Source organism: Candidatus Neomarinimicrobiota bacterium, from assembly GCA_018647265.1.
In the GTDB taxonomy this organism is placed as follows: Bacteria; Fidelibacterota; Marinisomatia; order Marinisomatales; family TCS55; genus TCS55.
Map to the genome: position 1 here is coordinate 1 of JABGTK010000065.1, position 15,651 is coordinate 15,651.

At 36.3% G+C, this 15,651-nt stretch carries 15 protein-coding genes; 14 read left to right on the forward strand and 1 reads right to left on the reverse strand.

Going from position 1 to position 15,651, the window contains the following annotated elements; genetic code table 11:
- Positions 1 to 209: 209 nt before the first annotated feature.
- On the forward strand, positions 210 to 923 hold the full coding sequence (locus tag HN459_04025; protein MBT3478611.1) for a hypothetical protein: 714 nt from the start codon (positions 210 to 212) through the stop codon (positions 921 to 923).
- Here the strand turns inward: HN459_04025 and HN459_04030 are convergent.
- Entirely contained in the window at positions 920 to 1,480 is a 561-nt protein-coding gene (locus HN459_04030) for a SnoaL-like domain-containing protein (GenBank protein MBT3478612.1), read from the reverse strand. The two genes, HN459_04025 and HN459_04030, sit on opposite strands and share 4 nt — an antisense overlap.
- A 135-nt stretch (positions 1,481 to 1,615) precedes the next feature.
- Here HN459_04030 and HN459_04035 point away from each other — a divergent pair, with 135 nt between their 5' ends.
- From HN459_04035 to HN459_04095, 13 genes are all read left to right on the forward strand, one after another.
- Entirely contained in the window at positions 1,616 to 3,301 is a 1,686-nt protein-coding gene (locus HN459_04035; protein MBT3478613.1) for a M1 family metallopeptidase, read from the forward strand.
- Positions 3,298 to 5,172, forward strand: coding sequence for an ABC transporter substrate-binding protein (locus tag HN459_04040; protein MBT3478614.1), 1,875 nt, complete (start codon positions 3,298 to 3,300; stop codon positions 5,170 to 5,172). The genes HN459_04035 and HN459_04040 overlap by 4 nt, the downstream gene beginning before the upstream one ends.
- Positions 5,173 to 5,174: 2 nt before the next feature.
- Complete coding sequence (pgeF, locus tag HN459_04045; protein MBT3478615.1) at positions 5,175 to 5,852, forward strand: peptidoglycan editing factor PgeF; 678 nt, start codon at positions 5,175 to 5,177, stop codon at positions 5,850 to 5,852.
- 56 nt (positions 5,853 to 5,908) lie between these two features.
- A complete protein-coding gene (locus tag HN459_04050) occupies positions 5,909 to 6,673 on the forward strand; it encodes an undecaprenyl-diphosphate phosphatase (protein MBT3478616.1) in 765 nt (254 codons plus the stop codon).
- Between the two features lies 1 nt (position 6,674).
- Positions 6,675 to 7,682: a DNA polymerase III subunit delta gene (gene holA, locus HN459_04055; protein ID MBT3478617.1), complete on the forward strand. Its 1,008-nt coding sequence runs from the start codon at positions 6,675 to 6,677 to the stop codon at positions 7,680 to 7,682.
- A complete protein-coding gene (locus tag HN459_04060; protein MBT3478618.1) occupies positions 7,675 to 8,247 on the forward strand; it encodes a sigma-70 family RNA polymerase sigma factor in 573 nt (190 codons plus the stop codon). Before holA ends, HN459_04060 begins: the two co-directional genes overlap by 8 nt.
- Before the next feature lie 14 nt (positions 8,248 to 8,261).
- A complete protein-coding gene (locus HN459_04065; GenBank protein ID MBT3478619.1) occupies positions 8,262 to 8,816 on the forward strand; it encodes a hypothetical protein in 555 nt (184 codons plus the stop codon).
- Positions 8,817 to 8,891: 75 nt separating this feature from the next.
- A complete protein-coding gene (locus HN459_04070) occupies positions 8,892 to 10,586 on the forward strand; it encodes a diguanylate cyclase (protein ID MBT3478620.1) in 1,695 nt (564 codons plus the stop codon).
- Between the two features lie 66 nt (positions 10,587 to 10,652).
- Positions 10,653 to 12,254 (forward strand): tetratricopeptide repeat protein, encoded by a 1,602-nt coding sequence (locus HN459_04075; GenBank protein ID MBT3478621.1) that lies wholly within the window; start codon positions 10,653 to 10,655, stop codon positions 12,252 to 12,254.
- 16 nt (positions 12,255 to 12,270) lie between these two features.
- Positions 12,271 to 12,882 carry a hypothetical protein gene (locus HN459_04080; GenBank protein ID MBT3478622.1) on the forward strand — a complete coding sequence of 204 codons (612 nt, stop codon included), beginning with the start codon at positions 12,271 to 12,273 and terminating at the stop codon, positions 12,880 to 12,882.
- Positions 12,879 to 13,805 carry a glycosyltransferase family 2 protein gene (locus HN459_04085; protein ID MBT3478623.1) on the forward strand — a complete coding sequence of 309 codons (927 nt, stop codon included), beginning with the start codon at positions 12,879 to 12,881 and terminating at the stop codon, positions 13,803 to 13,805. Before HN459_04080 ends, HN459_04085 begins: the two co-directional genes overlap by 4 nt.
- A 69-nt stretch (positions 13,806 to 13,874) precedes the next feature.
- Positions 13,875 to 14,933, forward strand: coding sequence for a glycosyltransferase (locus HN459_04090; GenBank protein ID MBT3478624.1), 1,059 nt, complete (start codon positions 13,875 to 13,877; stop codon positions 14,931 to 14,933).
- Positions 14,933 to 15,651: glycosyltransferase family 2 protein (locus HN459_04095; protein MBT3478625.1), on the forward strand; the 719-nt coding region annotated here is incomplete at its 3' end. The genes HN459_04090 and HN459_04095, both read left to right, overlap by 1 nt.

Below are 15,651 nucleotides of genomic sequence, written 5' to 3' on the forward strand. Positions count from 1 at the left end.
AAAAAACTTAGTAAGTAAACATTTATCTCCAATCAATCTTGAAATTCTTGATATTCATAAAGTTAAATTCAGTAAGTATCATTTTACTATGATAGATAGTTACATAATCCAAATACATAAATGGTTTAAGTTTTTTACTTACTCCAAGAAAAACTCTACTATGGTAGAGTAGATTGGATGAAAATTGTAAAAAAAGTAAAAGGTGAATAATGATAAAAAAATATATTATAAAATATTCAATTGAATTTGTTGTAATTATACTTGGTATAACTGTTTCATTCTGGTTAAACGAATTATCCATTGATAATCAAAATGAGAAAGAAAGAATGAAGGTACTGTCCAGCCTTCAAATGGAAATCAATGAGATTAAATTTTTCTGTGAAGAAAAAAAGGTAACGTGGGGAAATGATATTCGTCTACTGAATGAATTTCTCAATCCAAAGAATGGGACTTTTCATGTTGACAATATTTTAAAAATCACAACAAGTAAAAATAGAATCGAAACATTCATGGTGCTATATCGGGTGTTTAATCCTCCTTTAAATCGATATCAATCCATCATTAATTCTGGGGATCTAAAATATGTGAAATCCGAAAAAGTTAAAGAAATATTAAGTCGCTTACACAATACATCCCTTTCTCATATTGAGACAGCTGTTGAGCACGAAAAACAATTAAAACAGAGTTTTCTCCCATTCCTTACAGAAAACCACCCCAATGTTGTTTTAGCCAGGGATAATAATCGAATATCGGTGAATCGTTATTCAGATATTCTTAACGAAGCCATTAATAGTGACAATCGGTTAAATGCAAAACTTGTTTTGCTTAAACGATATCTTGAGTATAAATCATCTATATTGCAAAAGTATATGATAAACCTTGATGATCTTGATCGGGAGATTAATCTTGTGTTAAGTAATTAATTTACTCCCGGTTTTGTTTCGTCAGCATTTACATCCCCAGCTGTTAGCTGATTGACCATCGACATCATATCAAAGAAATCTTGCTCTTTAGCGATTTTCCCATCTCTCATTGTGACCATTGTGGTTCCCGAAAGATTTAACTTATTTCCAGAAGCAGGTATACCAAAGAAATTGCCTGTATGCGTTCCCTTGAAATTCCAATGCTTTACAAGTCGATCGCCTTGTCCCACCACCTCAAGTACAGTGAATTCTCTATCTGAAAAACCCGTAATGTAATTCATATAATAATTTTTACATGCTTCTATTCCAACAAGATCGCCTTCATCTGTGACGATGACCACGTCCTTCTGAAATCTATCCTCATTTATCATTGAAGTATCCCCTTGTACAAATTTCGTCCAAGTTTCATCATACATGGCTATATTTCTTTCAAGATTTGCCTGTGCATCAACCAATGCCGCAACCTTTTTATCAGATGAAGGAGAACCGCAGTTTGTTGTTGTAGCTAAAAAAACGACACCAACCATTCCATACAACATGTTTTTAGTATTTTTCATAACTGTAAGCTTACGGGAATATTTTCAAATTAACAAAAAGTCCTTAGATGGTGGTCTATAGTGGAGTGGTGAATTAAATTCTTGCGTGATATTAATCTAATTATAACAGTTAAGGATTTCTGGCGCCCAATAACCATGCTACCGCATTTGACAAAAAAATACAAGATTTTACCACTTTTACTGCTCTCATCACTTCTCGCTCAAGAACCTGAGCCCATTAAAGCAGGCGTTGCACCGCCAAGGGGAATCTATGCCCCGGGGGTTAATGTTCTTCATTATGATGTGGAAATCGGAATTGGGGAAAAGTCCGATTGGATTGAAGGATTGGTGAAAATCAAAGTCGCAGTTGAAGAAAACACCCCTGTTCTTTCATTAGATTTTACAGGATTGGAAATTAACGATATTTCAGTTGAAGGCAGGAAAATAGAATATACGTATGAAAAAGGGGTCATTCGAATCCGACTTAAAAATAATCAAAAAGGCGATACTGTTTTGGTTGAAATTTCTTACGAAGGACAACCGGATGATGGTTTAATCCTTGGAAAAAATGTTCATGGAAACCAAACTGCATTTGTAGATAATTGGCCGAATCGTACACGATTTTGGTTACCCTCTATTGACCATCCTTCTGACAAAGCGACGGTTAATTATACCATTCATGCCCCAAAGGAATGGAAAGTAATTTCCAATGGATATCAACCTTACTCACCAACAGAAACACCCGAAAATAGTATGGGCCCTAAAGAAGACCGCCTCACTTGGAAATGGGAGGTGACCGTACCAATTTCACCTTATAATATGGTTATAGGTGCTGCCGATATGGAAATAAGGACAGTCGGTTTGGCTGCTTGTGGAGAAGCACTCGCATCCCAAAGGAAAGATGGCTGTGTTGAAGTGACCACTTGGGTTTATCCTGAAGATGTGAAAAATGCTGAACCGTCATTTCGTCGCGCTGCAGAAATGGTGGATTATTTTACAAAAACAGTTGGTCCATTTCCATTCGAAAAATTAGCAAATGTTCAATCCTCCACACGCTATGGTGGTATGGAAAATGCATCAGCAATATTTTATTCAGAAAATGCTATTGCCAAGGGTCGAAATATTGAAGGGACTGTTTCCCATGAGATTGCCCATCAGTGGTTTGGTGATGCCGTTACGGAATCGAATTGGCATCATCTATGGTTGTCGGAGGGCTTTGCCACATATTTTGGCGCCTTATTTTTCGAACATGCTGATGGTGTTGATGATTTCAAAAAATTAATGGATGGAAGCCGAAAGCGTGTTATTAAATCCAAAGCAACAAATCGACCTATTATTGATCCAGATGAAAAGGATCTTTTTGCACTTCTGAATTCGAACAACTATCCAAAAGGTGGTTGGGTGTTGCACATGCTTCGGGGCATCCTTGGGGATGACCTGTTTTTTAAAGGAATTAAATTCTATTATAAGCGATTTACGCATCAAGCTGTATTGAGTGAAGATTTTCAAAAAGTGATGGAAGAAACTTCAGGACAAGATTTAAATTGGTTCTTTCAACAATGGATATATAAACCGGGTTATCCCATCTTATCATTGGAAGAAAATTGGGAATCAATTGATGGAACAAACGGCATTATGAAAATTAGAATTCTCCAAAGGCAAAAATCTGCTTGGCCGGTTTTTAAAATACCGACTGAAATTTGTTGGGATAATGATTGTAGATCTATCGAGATAAACCAAAAAATAAATGAATTTCAATTCAACTTTGATCACAAGCCAACACAACTAGGTGTCATTGACCCCGATGGTTGGGTCTTAAAAGACATCTCTTCAAAAAAATGATAATTGTTAGAAAAACACTTTTATTATTTTTCCTTAATCTTCTTGTTGGGCAAAATTGGTTCCAGATCCAAATTGTAGAACGCCAGTTTAACCAAGCAGTGGTGCATTATAATGATGGTAGGTATGCCACCAGTGAAACCATCCTGAAAAAAATATTAAATGAAGAATCCGGTGATTATGGTGAACCATCTTTATTGTTATTAATCAAATCCCAAATCGGATTAATCCGTATCCAATCTGCCAAAGAATCAACACGTCAATTCTTTGAAAAATATCCCGAAAGTCAATATCTTAAGAATGTTATGGAGAGTTTAGGCGATCTATATGTGAATGAAGGAACTTATTCCTCTGCATACCGGATGTACCACCGAGCCAAGAAGCTTTCTGTTGAAATTGATTTTAGTCGGAAAGTCGATTTAAAGATTCAGCGACTTATCCAATTTCGCTTGCCCGATTCACTTTTGGATGAACTCCTTACTACGGAGATTGCTCCTGAAGTGAGAAATGTTCACCTAATTGCAAAAGCCAATTCTCAAATCTTAAATGGTAATCCTGATGATGGTGCTTTGACCCTTAACCAAGTTGATTTAGGTCAACTTTCGGATACTTACTTTCCTTTTTACGAAAACCTGTTGCGGGCAACTTATCAGCCTCCTAGCCCTGTGATGATGGTGGGAATTGTTCTGCCTCTTTCCGGGAAAGAAGGAGAAGTAGGGAATGCATTTTTAACGGGATTTTATGATGGTGAAAAATCAAATACCCTTTCGAAACAGCGGTTATCAATCTTGGCCCAGGACAGTCGCAGTGATGACCTTGAGGCAATTAAAGTTGCCAAAAATTTAGCCAAACTTGGACAGGTAAATGCCCTCGTTTGTCCCCTTGATAACCAATCATCTATTGCCGTTACAAGTTCATTGGCGTCGAGTGACCTGCCAATTATTCTGACGAATCCTCAACAAAATGATTTAAGTGAAATTAATAATCTCACTTACCATATGAATTCCACTGTTTCCATGCAGGGGAGAGTTGCGGCCAATTACGCAATTAATGAATTGGGGCTGGACAGTTTGGCCGTTATAGCGCCGGCAGATAAATATGGTGAGGTGCAAACAGATGCTTTTATTGAAGAGGTCGATCGATTGGGTGGAACAATTGTAGCCACAGAATGGTATTCCGGTTCACCGAAAAATCTCCGTCGGCAATTCAGATTTTTAAGAAAAGTGGCCTTTAACCTACAGCCCAAAGAAAAATCTGTTGATGAGGCTCTGGGAATGGAGATTGATAGTCTTGACGCCTTATTTGATATTTCTGCCGATGATTTTTTCGACCTTCCGAAACCGAAAAAAAGTAAAATGTCTAGATCCGATTCTTCCAAGGTTATGTTGAGTACAATACAAGGGATTTACTTGCCCATCAATAAAAATGATCTTGAATTCTTAGGGCCTCAAATTCCCATGTATAATTTAAATACCAAAATAATTGGGAATGAGCACTGGCAGGATCAACACGTTTTTCAAAAAGACAATATTGGGCCCCATCTAAAAGGCATGTCTATAATTACTCATTTTTATCAGGCAAATGCTGATTCGACAAATTATGAAGGTGAATTAGCCAATGCTTATTACAGGGGATTTAATACGGCCCATTTATTGACACAGTTAAACTTGGCAACACAAACACGTCAATCTATTAGTCAATCTATACAGTCTATAGACTTTTATTCTGGGAATGGGTTTTACTATTCACCCGAGAAAGAAAATCCCCACGTGAATGCTGCTTTCCAAATCCTTAAGTTTGACGGAAAAGGTTTTATTCATCAAGGTGTATTTCATGGTGATTCACTCAAATTAGTATCCATACAAAATCCATAATTATGTATCATAAAGATTATTCTAATTGGTTTGGAACGAATGGATTTCATGCCATTTTTTCTTACAATGAAGAAGATTATGCTAATTTAGACAATCGAAAAAGTTTTGCTTCGTCTGTGAAATTTGATCAAAATGCCCTTGCCATTCCTAAACAAGTTCATTCTAATAATGTTTATAATGTGACGGCACCAGGTTATTTAGATGAAACGGATGGTGTAATCTCAAATCAAAAAGATATTGTTCTTACCATTCAAGTAGCAGATTGTATGCCCTTATTTTTACTCGATGTTAATAATGAGAATTGGGGCCTTATCCATTCCGGATGGCAGGGGACAGCAAAGAATATTGGGAATGAAGGCATTCGTCAATTCAAAGAATTAGGAAGTGACCCCAAAGATGTAAAGGCAATAATAGGTCCGTCCATCAACCAATGCTGTTTTGAAGTTGGGCCGGAAGTCAGCAAGCAGTTTGACCCGGACTTTTCAATCCCCGGGAAAGGTGATCGTAAAATGGTGGACTTAAAAAGTGTATTAAAACATCAATTGATTAATTCGGGTGTTCTTACTAAAAATATTATGATTGATGATGACTGCACATTCTGTCGTGATGATTTATATTTTTCCTATCGAAGGGATGGAGAAAAATCAGGACGAATGGTGGCAATTGCAGGTTGGCACTAGACTTCCTTTTTATTTTTTATTCAACCGTATAAATTCACACCTTACTTTTGGTACAAATGACACTTTTTGAAGCAATCATACTGGGAATAATTCAGGGGATAACTGAATTCCTCCCCATCAGCAGTTCTGGCCATCTCGTTCTTGGTCAGGAAATATTGGGTGTCAATATACCGGGTAATCTGTTTGAAATTGTGACACATATGGGAACATTGTTAAGTGTCATTATTGTTTTCTGGAATGAATTGGCTGGAATTCTTCAATCAATCCAAAAATTGGATACACAAAAATATATAGTTTATTTATTGATAGGCACACTCCCTGCAGTAGCTTTTGGGTTAGGTGGTAAAAATTTCATTTCAGGATTGTTTGATTCAATTCCAATGGTTGCGGGCGCATTAATATTTACGGGTGTTGTGTTGTTGGTGACTCAAAAATTGAACGAAAAACAGGAACAGTTGAATTGGAAAAAAGGGTTAATAATTGGTATTTCACAAGCCATTGCAATTATCCCGGGAATTTCCCGTTCGGGGATGACCATCAGCACAAGTATGGCCTTGGGGATATCAGGAAAAGATGCGGCTAAGTTTTCGTTTCTATTAGCTATTCCGGCCATTGCAGGAGCGGGACTTTTGACTGCTTTAGATATGCCATCTGGATCGAGTTTAATTCCCATTCCACAATTAATGGCCGCGTTTTTTAGTTCATTAGTGGTTGGATATATTTCTTTAAAATGGCTATTGGGATTATTGGAAAGCGGCAAATTTTATCGTTTTGGATATTATTGTATAACAATTGGATTAATCACCTTTTTCATAGTTTAATATGGCACGGATTAGAATAAATACAATTCCTATTAAAGATGCGATTCAGTCATTAGGACAGGGTCAAATCAACCCAGTTTATCATCTTATGGGAGAAGATCAATACCTCCAACAAATGTTTGCGGAAAAAGTGAGCAAACAATTATTTCAAGACGAACCTGTTAATAAGACAGTACTTATTCCAGATGAAATGAAATCTAAGGATATCATTGATTATTTGACTGCCGCAGATTTATTTAGTTCTAAAAAGCTTTTTTTACTCCGAAACCCAAATGGATTAAAAGGGAAAGCTAGAGATGAATTTATAGAATATTGCCAAAGGCCCATTGAGGGCCATATACTCATAATTATGAATGATGAATATGGTGCAAAAAATAAATTATTAGAATCGTTAGTGAAGTTGTTTGACCCGATTTCATGTTCAACACCATTTGAAAGTGGTATGGTCCAATGGGCTAAATTATTTTTCAAGGAAAATGGTATTAATCATGTTTCCCAAGGTATTATTAAATCTCTTGTAGAAATTGCAGGAGATTCACTCAATCATTTGAAAAATGAAATTGACAAAATAGCCATCTCCGCAGAGAATGATAGTGATATAAAACAGTCTGATATTGAGCAGTTTACGGGGTGGAAAAGAAAATTCCGTCAATATGAATTCTTTAACTTTCTCGGCCAGAAAAAGATGAAAGAAACAATGGAATTGGGTCGCGCATTAATATCTCAGGATACATCTATGATAAATTTATTGTATCCATTAACTGAATTTTTTCAAGAATTATTATTTATAAAAATTTCAAAGGGAACAATTGGGTATAAAAAAGGTTATAGTAGCTTATCACCCAGTGTGAATAAGCAATTACCCGGATATGCAAAACAATATACCAGTAAAGAAATCACCCTTGCGCTTAAACGTTTGGCGCATATTGACCAACAACTGAAAACATCGCGGATAAAAGATGAATCAGCAATTACAGAATTTGTCTATTCAACCCTTAGAAATGGATAATCAATTTCGCTATACAGATGAGGAATTGATCGCCCGATTTCAAGAGGGAGATGAACAGGCTTATGTAGAATTGGTCAATCGCTACCGAGATAAACTCATGTCATTCGTTTATCGCTTTGTCAATGATATGGAACAGGCCGAGGATATTGTTCAAGACGCCCTTTTAAAATTATTCACTCATAAACATTACTATAAGAACATTGCAAAATTTTCCACATGGATTTATACCATAGCAGGAAATTTGGCCAAAACGGAATTGCGAAAGAAAAAAACTCGCAAGGTAACAAATCTAAGCCAAATGGGGCCGGAAGACAGAGATTATGAATTACCTTCCGTTGCACCGGAGACTGATAATGTCATTCAAAATGAATACATTGAGAAAAAAATTCAGGCTGCAATTCAAAAATTGCCGATTCATTTTAGAACAGTAACCATCCTGAGAGATATTCAGGAACTTTCTTACGAAGAGATCAGTAAGATAGTCGATGTTCCATTGGGAACGGTAAAATCTCGCATAAACCGGGCAAGATTACAACTTCAAAAAGACTTAAAAGATTTGAAATAGGAGATAATAATTTGATGGATCGATACCAGTTTGAAGACGCCATTTCAGCATATTTAGAAAATGAATTGAACCTTTCAGAAAGGCAATCATTTGAGAAATATATGAATGCAAATCCTGACGCAAAGGATCTTGTTGAATCAATTAAATCAACAATGAGATCAGTTAAAAATTTGTCCAATGTTAAAGCGTCTGATAATTTTATGACGAATTTGTATCGCAAAATCGAATTCGAAAAGAATCGTCCTTCTAAAAAGATTGTTGAACGGCCATCAAAATCCTTATTTGGATTTACGCCTTTGTATGCCGGTGTAATGACTGTTCTTGTTGTTTCATTTATTACAGTTGGTTTTAATTTGTGGCCAACAGGTGGAGAATCGATTAGTTCAATGCCAGCCTTTACCGGTAATATTACTGAATCACCAGTGCCCGTTTCATCTCAGCCAAATGGGTCGATTAATAATAATGATGTATTAGCTGTGACTGAAGGTGATTCGGCTGATACAACCCTAAATAAAATGAAAAAATTTAATTTGAATGATAAGGTTCAGTTTGTGAAAGACCAGCGTTAAAATTCGCCTAAAAATTAATTTTAAAATAATCCCTGTAGTTGATGTATTTCAGCTCAGGGATTTTTACTTTTAAGTATGATATTTTACCGACAAATGGCAGTCATTGTCCTCTTTTTCTTGATATTGACCTTATTTATTTACCCGAGTCAGGAAAGTATTCTCTTTCTGATACTCAAGGGCATAGCCACTGGGGGACTCGTAGTTGTCTTTATTTCATTCGCATTTCCCCAAGTTTTTAAGTTAAATGTCCTGCAACTTAATGAACCGGAAAATTCTGCTGATGAAAAGGATGCACCCTCTTTTTCAACAGCTGTAAAAAAGCATTATCAAAGATTAATCTTGCAAGTGATCCATTTAGTGAAAAGTGTCAATTCGGATTTTTCATCAGCAATTTATATGATTGATCCCGAAAATCGAGGATATACTTGCCAAGAAAAATCACTCCCGGATTTTTCTGATTTTATCGAGTCAGACAATGAAATTGTACATGCAATTATGGGCTCAAATGATACATCCATATTTAAGAAGAGTAATAAAAACAATGGTTGGGAAGATATTTTGGGTGAAAAGACTTGGCGCGGAAGTGAAACAATCATGGGCTTTCCCATTTCATATTCAGATGGGAATGTTGGTTGTCTGATCGTTTATGCGGACCATTTTTCATCAATCAATGAACGAGACCAAAATATTATCGATACACTCAGTCAATTCATCACTAATGGTATGGAAGACCTTGAGCAGATGGAATCACTTATGGTGGATAACTATTTCAATTCGCGTATTGCTAATTTATTTGATCGTTTAGAAGTTAAATCCGATGAATCTGAATTATTTGAATCTATCCGTGGATTGTGCCAAACCTTTTTTCAATATGATAAATTGACAATTGTATTCGCAAATAAAGAAAAAAACAAAGCAGTAATTAAATTGGTAGACGGCCTTCATGATGATGCGGATGAAGGTGAAGAATTTGAAATTATTAATAGTCTTCATGGATTGGCTATCCATGATAATAAAACTTTCTGCTCAAATTCATGGTTCGATAAATACCCAGAAATGAATAGATTTAATCCAGCTGAAAAAGATGAATTTAATTTTATGTCAGTCTTGAGTATTCCTTTAAAAACAAAAAAAGGCGTAGTTGGCGCAGTAACTTTAGAGCGATTGAAATCAAAATTATATTCTGAGACTGATGTGCGCTTAATGGAATTATTGTGTGGAACTGTAGGCTCAATCTTGGATTGGCAAAAAGAATATAAAAAAGTGCATCTCACTTCAATCCATGATGGACTAACCGGACTTCTTAACCACAAAGCATTTTTAGACCGATTCGATGAGGAAATCAGCCGGGCCGAGCGTTTTCAACAAATGCTGGGGTTGGTCGTTTTAGACTTGGATAAGTTTAAAAATGTCAATGATTCTTATGGCCACTTATATGGTGACTACGTACTCCAGGAAGTTTCGAGGATTATTTTACAGAATGTTCGTACCATTGATGTTGTAGGGCGATACGGCGGCGAAGAGTTTGCTGTTCTCCTCGTTAATACGGACATTAAACATTGTATTCCTCTGGCAGAGAGAATCGTTCAGTCCATTGCTGCAAAGACATTTTTGAGCGGTGGAATTGCTGTTAATATAACGATTAGCGCCGGCATGGCTGGTTTTCCTACCCATGCAGATCAAGTTAGAGATTTGATCTCCAAGGCAGATAAGGCTATGTACCAAACGAAATCTGATGGTGGTAATAGTGTTACCATTTCAAATTCTTAAAAATCCTTTCTGATTTACGGAACAACAGAGCACCTTAATGGTTTAGATTCTCGAGAAGAAATTTAAATGAAAACGACTAAAACAATTATATCTTTAACTTTTGCGCTTGTGTTTTACGGGTGTGGGACTGCTGGAACAAATTCTCCTAGCCCACTGGTGGATGGAAAATCAGAAGTTCAAAAGGAAAAATCCCCCAACCCAGAAGGATTGCGACATTTTATGGATGGGCAGATGATGCTTAATCAAGGTGACTTCGCCATGGCAATTTTAGAATTTCAACAAGCTGTTGAATTGGATCCGGACGTTGGTGCAATTCATACTTCAATTGCAGAATGTTATTGGAACTTGGGCAAACCTGAGATGGCTGAAAAGCACTTGGTTAAAGCACTAGAATTAGACGGTAATGATGAGCAGGCTCTTAAGATGTTGGCTGATCAATATATCCTGCAGAAGAGCTATGATAAGGCACAGGACTCATTTAAAAAATTGCATGAGTTGAACCCCGATAATGCGCAGTATCTTATTGCATTAGGTGAGCTTGAAAAAGTAAATCAAAACTTTTCTGAAGCATTGAAATTTTATCTTAAAGCCTTTGAATTAGAACCATCACGGTTAGAGTTATTGGAAACTTCTGGAAGGTTTGCTCTTCAATTAAAAGACTTTGAACAAGCGCAGTCTATTTTTAAACGATTGGTTATGCTTGCGCCTAACCAACCACAATATTTTAACATGTTCATGGACCTTGTAATGAATTCAAAAAATTATGAGGTTGGAATTGGTTTAATAGAATCTCTGAATAACGAATATGGTGAATCCACGGAAAGAATGGCTCAGCTGGGTTTGTTGCTTTATAGGACCGGTAAAAGTGAAGAAGCATTGAAACTTTTGGAATCTGCTGTTAATGATTCTCCTGAAAACCCAAATTATTATTTTTCACTATTTGATATATACTTGGACGCAAGGGAAAATGAAAAAGCGTCAGAAATTGCAGATCAGCTTATTGCGAATTTTCCTGAAGATTGGCGGGGATACTATAGCCGATCACTGGTATTTATGAATCAAAATAAACCACAAGCAGTTATTTCCTTGTTAGAACCGGTATCTGATTCTTTTGTGAAAATTTATTCAATCCAGTATTTATTGGGATTGAGTCATAACCAAATGAAACAATTCGATGAAGCGAGAAAATATTTATCTAATGCGTTAAAAATTCGACCGGATTCACCCAATGTACTACACACAATGGCGATCTTATATGATGAAATTGAAGATTGGGATAAATCTGATGAAATATATAAACGGCTTATCAAGGCTGATAGCACTGATGCACAGGCATTTAATAATTATGCTTATAGCCTAGTGGAGAGAAATGAACAGTTAAACAAAGCGCTGGAACTAGCTAAACAAGCAATTGATTTGGAACCGGAGAATCCGTCTTATTTAGACACCATTGGATGGATTTACTTTAAGTTAAACAATGTTAATAAAGCCCGGGAGTATATCGAAGCATCGATAAAAATTACAGGTGACAATGCAGTTGTCCTCGAGCATTTAGGTGATGTTTTTATGAAAAATAAAAATCCTGAAACAGCATTGGGGTTTTACAAAAGAGCCTTGAATCTTGACAAAAGTAATGAACGGTTAATTAAAAAGGCATCCACTGATTAAACGAATTTCAGTATTTGTGCTGTTCATTTTAATCTCAGGATGTACACAACCGCCTTCAATTAATTCTGAGACAGCTATAAATGAAGGTCTTCCATTCCCTGATTTGGCGGATAAAAAATTCTGCCGTGGGAAAGGATATATTCTTTCTGATGGTGAAATGAAAGGTCGTCTGAATTTCACATTTACGACTTCTCGGGATACAGCCTATATGCAATTCAAGGATTTGATAGGCAGAAAAACGTTATTTCTCATTTTAGAAAATAAATCGATTGAGGCGTGGGACATGCTTCACAACAGGCGATATAATCAAGCTTCAATTCTTATTTTATTACCCTTTTTTGAAATGATTCAGCCTAACGATTTGCGAACTTTTATGTGGGGTGAGATACCTAAGGTTTTTAGCGATCCTGAGAAAATAAAAAATCGATCTGAACAAATTTCAGGTGGGATTCAATTTCGTTCAAACCAAACAGAACATGGGCCACTGATTGAACAAGTAACTTTCAATATGAAAGATGAAAAACAAAAAATTGAGTTGGTGATGATTAATCGTGAATATGATTTGCAATACCCACATCTCATACGAAAAATCCCTGAATCCATTCCAACCGTAAAGGTGAATTCATGAAAATTTCAATAGTAATTCCTGTCTATAACGAAGTGGATTCTTTGCGAGAACTCCATTCTCAACTGAGCCAATCCTTGTCGGTATTTGATTCATATGAAATTCTTTTTATTGATGATGGTTCTACCGATGGGTCAGTAGACCATATTAAAGAATTGAGTACAACGGATGATCATGTCAACCTTATTGAATTTCACCGTAATTATGGAAAATCAGCTGCATTGGCAGAAGGGTTTAAATATGCAAAAGGTGATTACATTGTTACCATGGATGCAGATTTGCAGGATGATCCAGCCGAAATACCAAATTTAGTTGCAAAATTAGAAGAAGGATTTGACCTTGTTTCTGGATGGAAAAAAGACCGCCAGGATCCATTCTCCAAAACTGCGCCATCAAAATTGTTCAATTTTGTTACGCGATTATTTACCGGCGTTAAAATTCATGATTTCAACTGTGGATTAAAAATATATCGTAAGGCAGTCGTTAAAACGATTGACATATATGGCGGCAGGCACCGGTATATTCCCGCACTTGCAGGCCAGAAAAATTTTAAGGTAGCCGAAATTATAGTACATCATCGGCCGAGACTTCACGGCGTTACCAAATATGGTGGTGCCCGATTGTTCCATGGCATGTTTGATCTGATTTCAATTCTATTTCTTTCGAAGTACACCCAAAGTCCATTATACTTTTTTGGTCAAATTGGACTTTTTACCTTTTTGATAGGATTGGCAATAGACATTTACGTCCTTTATCTAAAATACTTTTTAGGTGAACCATTTGCAAAACATATGGCATTACTCATGTTGGGAGTGTTAATTATTGTTGTGGGGATTCAATTTTTTTCTATTGGATTAGTGGGTGAAATGATTGCCAATTCAAATCAGGATAAGGAATCTCGTGTAAAGGGATTCTTAAAATCTTAACCCTTTAATTCTTCATTTATGCGCATTGTTATTGTTGGGCCTTTTCCACCCTTACGGGGCGGAATATCCATGTTTAATCATTCTTTAGCAGAGGAATTATCCAAGGATCATAAAGTGCACCGCGTTTCATTCTCATTGCAATATCCAAAATTATTATTCCCTGGGAAATCACAGTATTTTGACTTTGATGGTGAAAAGGCGAAAGCGATGATCAGTTCAATTAATCCATTCTCATGGAAAAAAACGGCAGGTTTTATCAATAGGATTAATCCTGATTTAGTTATTATTCAATACTGGATGCCATTTTTTGCCCCAGCATTTTCATCTATTGCAAAAGGAGTTAAAAAAGGATGCGGAGCACAGATCATCGTGAATTGCAACAATATTACTCCCCATGAACCAAGGGCTATGGATGCGCTTATGACCGCCAGGTTTTTCGACAATTGTGATGGTTTTATCGTCATGTCTGAAACTGTAGAGAATGATTTATTAAAAAACATACCCAATCCAAAATACCAAAAAACGCCCCATCCGATTTACGATGTTTTCGGTAAATCCGTTGACAAAGACAAAGCAAAAGAAATGATTGGTGTAACAGAAGATAAGACCATTCTCAATTTCGGACTAATAAGAGATTATAAGGGATTGGATATTTTAATTGAGTCGGCCAAATTATTGAAAGAAAAACTAGATAATTTTAAAATAATGGTAGTGGGTGAATGCTACGGAAATCAAAATGACTATATTCAATTGGCTGAAGAAAATGGTGTTTCAGATATAATCGATTTTCGGTTTGAATTTGTACCCAACGAAAAAGTAAACCAATATTTTTGTGCGGCTGATCTGGTTGTACTTCCTTATAAATCAGCAACACAAAGCGGCGTAGTGCCCATCGCCTACCATTTTGATAAACCTGTGGTCGTATCCAATGTGGGTGGACTACCTGAAATAGTAGTAGAAGGCAAAACAGGTTTTATTTGTGAACCAAATTCGACTAGTATGGTAGAAGGAATATTAAAATATTATGAATCTGATTTGGAACAATATTCACCATTTATTGCTGAATATAAGAAAAAGTTATCTTGGGAAAACTTTGCAAGAGTAGTATTAGAATTAGCCCAATCATAATGGTCAAATCCGTTAATATATTCGTATTAAATTGGAAGGGGAGAGACTTGACATTGGATTGTCTGGAATCACTCAAAAAGATCTCTTACCAAAATGCCAATGTGGTCGTAATTGATAATGGCTCCAACGATGACTCTGTTTCCTCTATCAAAAATAAATATCCTGAAATTGATTTGATAGAACTGCCAGAAAACCTAGGTTTTGCCGGCGGGAATAATACTGGATTTAAGTCCGTAACTTCCAAAACGGATTACTCAATATTTCTGAATAACGACACACTTGTTGATCCTCATTTTGTGGAGCCATTAATCGCTGAATTAGAACAAAATCCGAGTGTGAAACAATCGGCACCAAAAATATTTTATGCAGATAATCCTGATACTATTTGGTTCGCCGGCGGAATTGTTAGTCTATGGACAGGGTTAATCCGGCATATTGGAATTAGGCGAAAGGATTCAATGGCGTATTCAAAAACTCGTAAAATCGATTATGCCACGGGATGCTGTGTGGCCATGCGCACAAATGATTTTGAATCTATCGGTATGTTTGATGAATCATTCCCCATGTATGCCGAGGATGTGGATTTGTCATTGCGTTTCAGAGAGTTAGGAGGTGGAATTGCTTTTACCCCAAAGTCCAAAGTGTGGCATAAGGTATCGGCTTCTGTAGGTGGGCAATATTCATTCGAAAAATGGAAAAGGAAAATTGAGGGAAAAAT

Bases quoted from the DNA above. Each gene is read 5' to 3' on its own strand.
- HN459_04035 (MBT3478613.1), top strand. From the start codon at position 1,616: ATGCTACCGCATTTGACAAAAAAATACAAGATTTTACCACTTTTACTG.
- HN459_04065 (MBT3478619.1), top strand. From the start codon at position 8,262: ATGGATCGATACCAGTTTGAAGACGCCATTTCAGCATATTTAGAAAAT.
- HN459_04025 (MBT3478611.1), top strand. From the start codon at position 210: ATGATAAAAAAATATATTATAAAATATTCAATTGAATTTGTTGTAATT.
- HN459_04090 (MBT3478624.1), top strand. From the start codon at position 13,875: ATGTTTAATCATTCTTTAGCAGAGGAATTATCCAAGGATCATAAAGTG.
- HN459_04040 (MBT3478614.1), top strand. From the start codon at position 3,298: ATGATAATTGTTAGAAAAACACTTTTATTATTTTTCCTTAATCTTCTT.
- HN459_04030 (MBT3478612.1), bottom strand. From the start codon at position 1,480: ATGAAAAATACTAAAAACATGTTGTATGGAATGGTTGGTGTCGTTTTT.
- HN459_04050 (MBT3478616.1), top strand. From the start codon at position 5,909: ATGACACTTTTTGAAGCAATCATACTGGGAATAATTCAGGGGATAACT.
- HN459_04070 (MBT3478620.1), top strand. From the start codon at position 8,892: ATGATATTTTACCGACAAATGGCAGTCATTGTCCTCTTTTTCTTGATA.
- pgeF (MBT3478615.1), top strand. From the start codon at position 5,175: ATGTATCATAAAGATTATTCTAATTGGTTTGGAACGAATGGATTTCAT.
- HN459_04085 (MBT3478623.1), top strand. From the start codon at position 12,879: ATGAAAATTTCAATAGTAATTCCTGTCTATAACGAAGTGGATTCTTTG.
- HN459_04075 (MBT3478621.1), top strand. From the start codon at position 10,653: ATGAAAACGACTAAAACAATTATATCTTTAACTTTTGCGCTTGTGTTT.
- HN459_04060 (MBT3478618.1), top strand. From the start codon at position 7,675: ATGGATAATCAATTTCGCTATACAGATGAGGAATTGATCGCCCGATTT.
- holA (MBT3478617.1), top strand. From the start codon at position 6,675: ATGGCACGGATTAGAATAAATACAATTCCTATTAAAGATGCGATTCAG.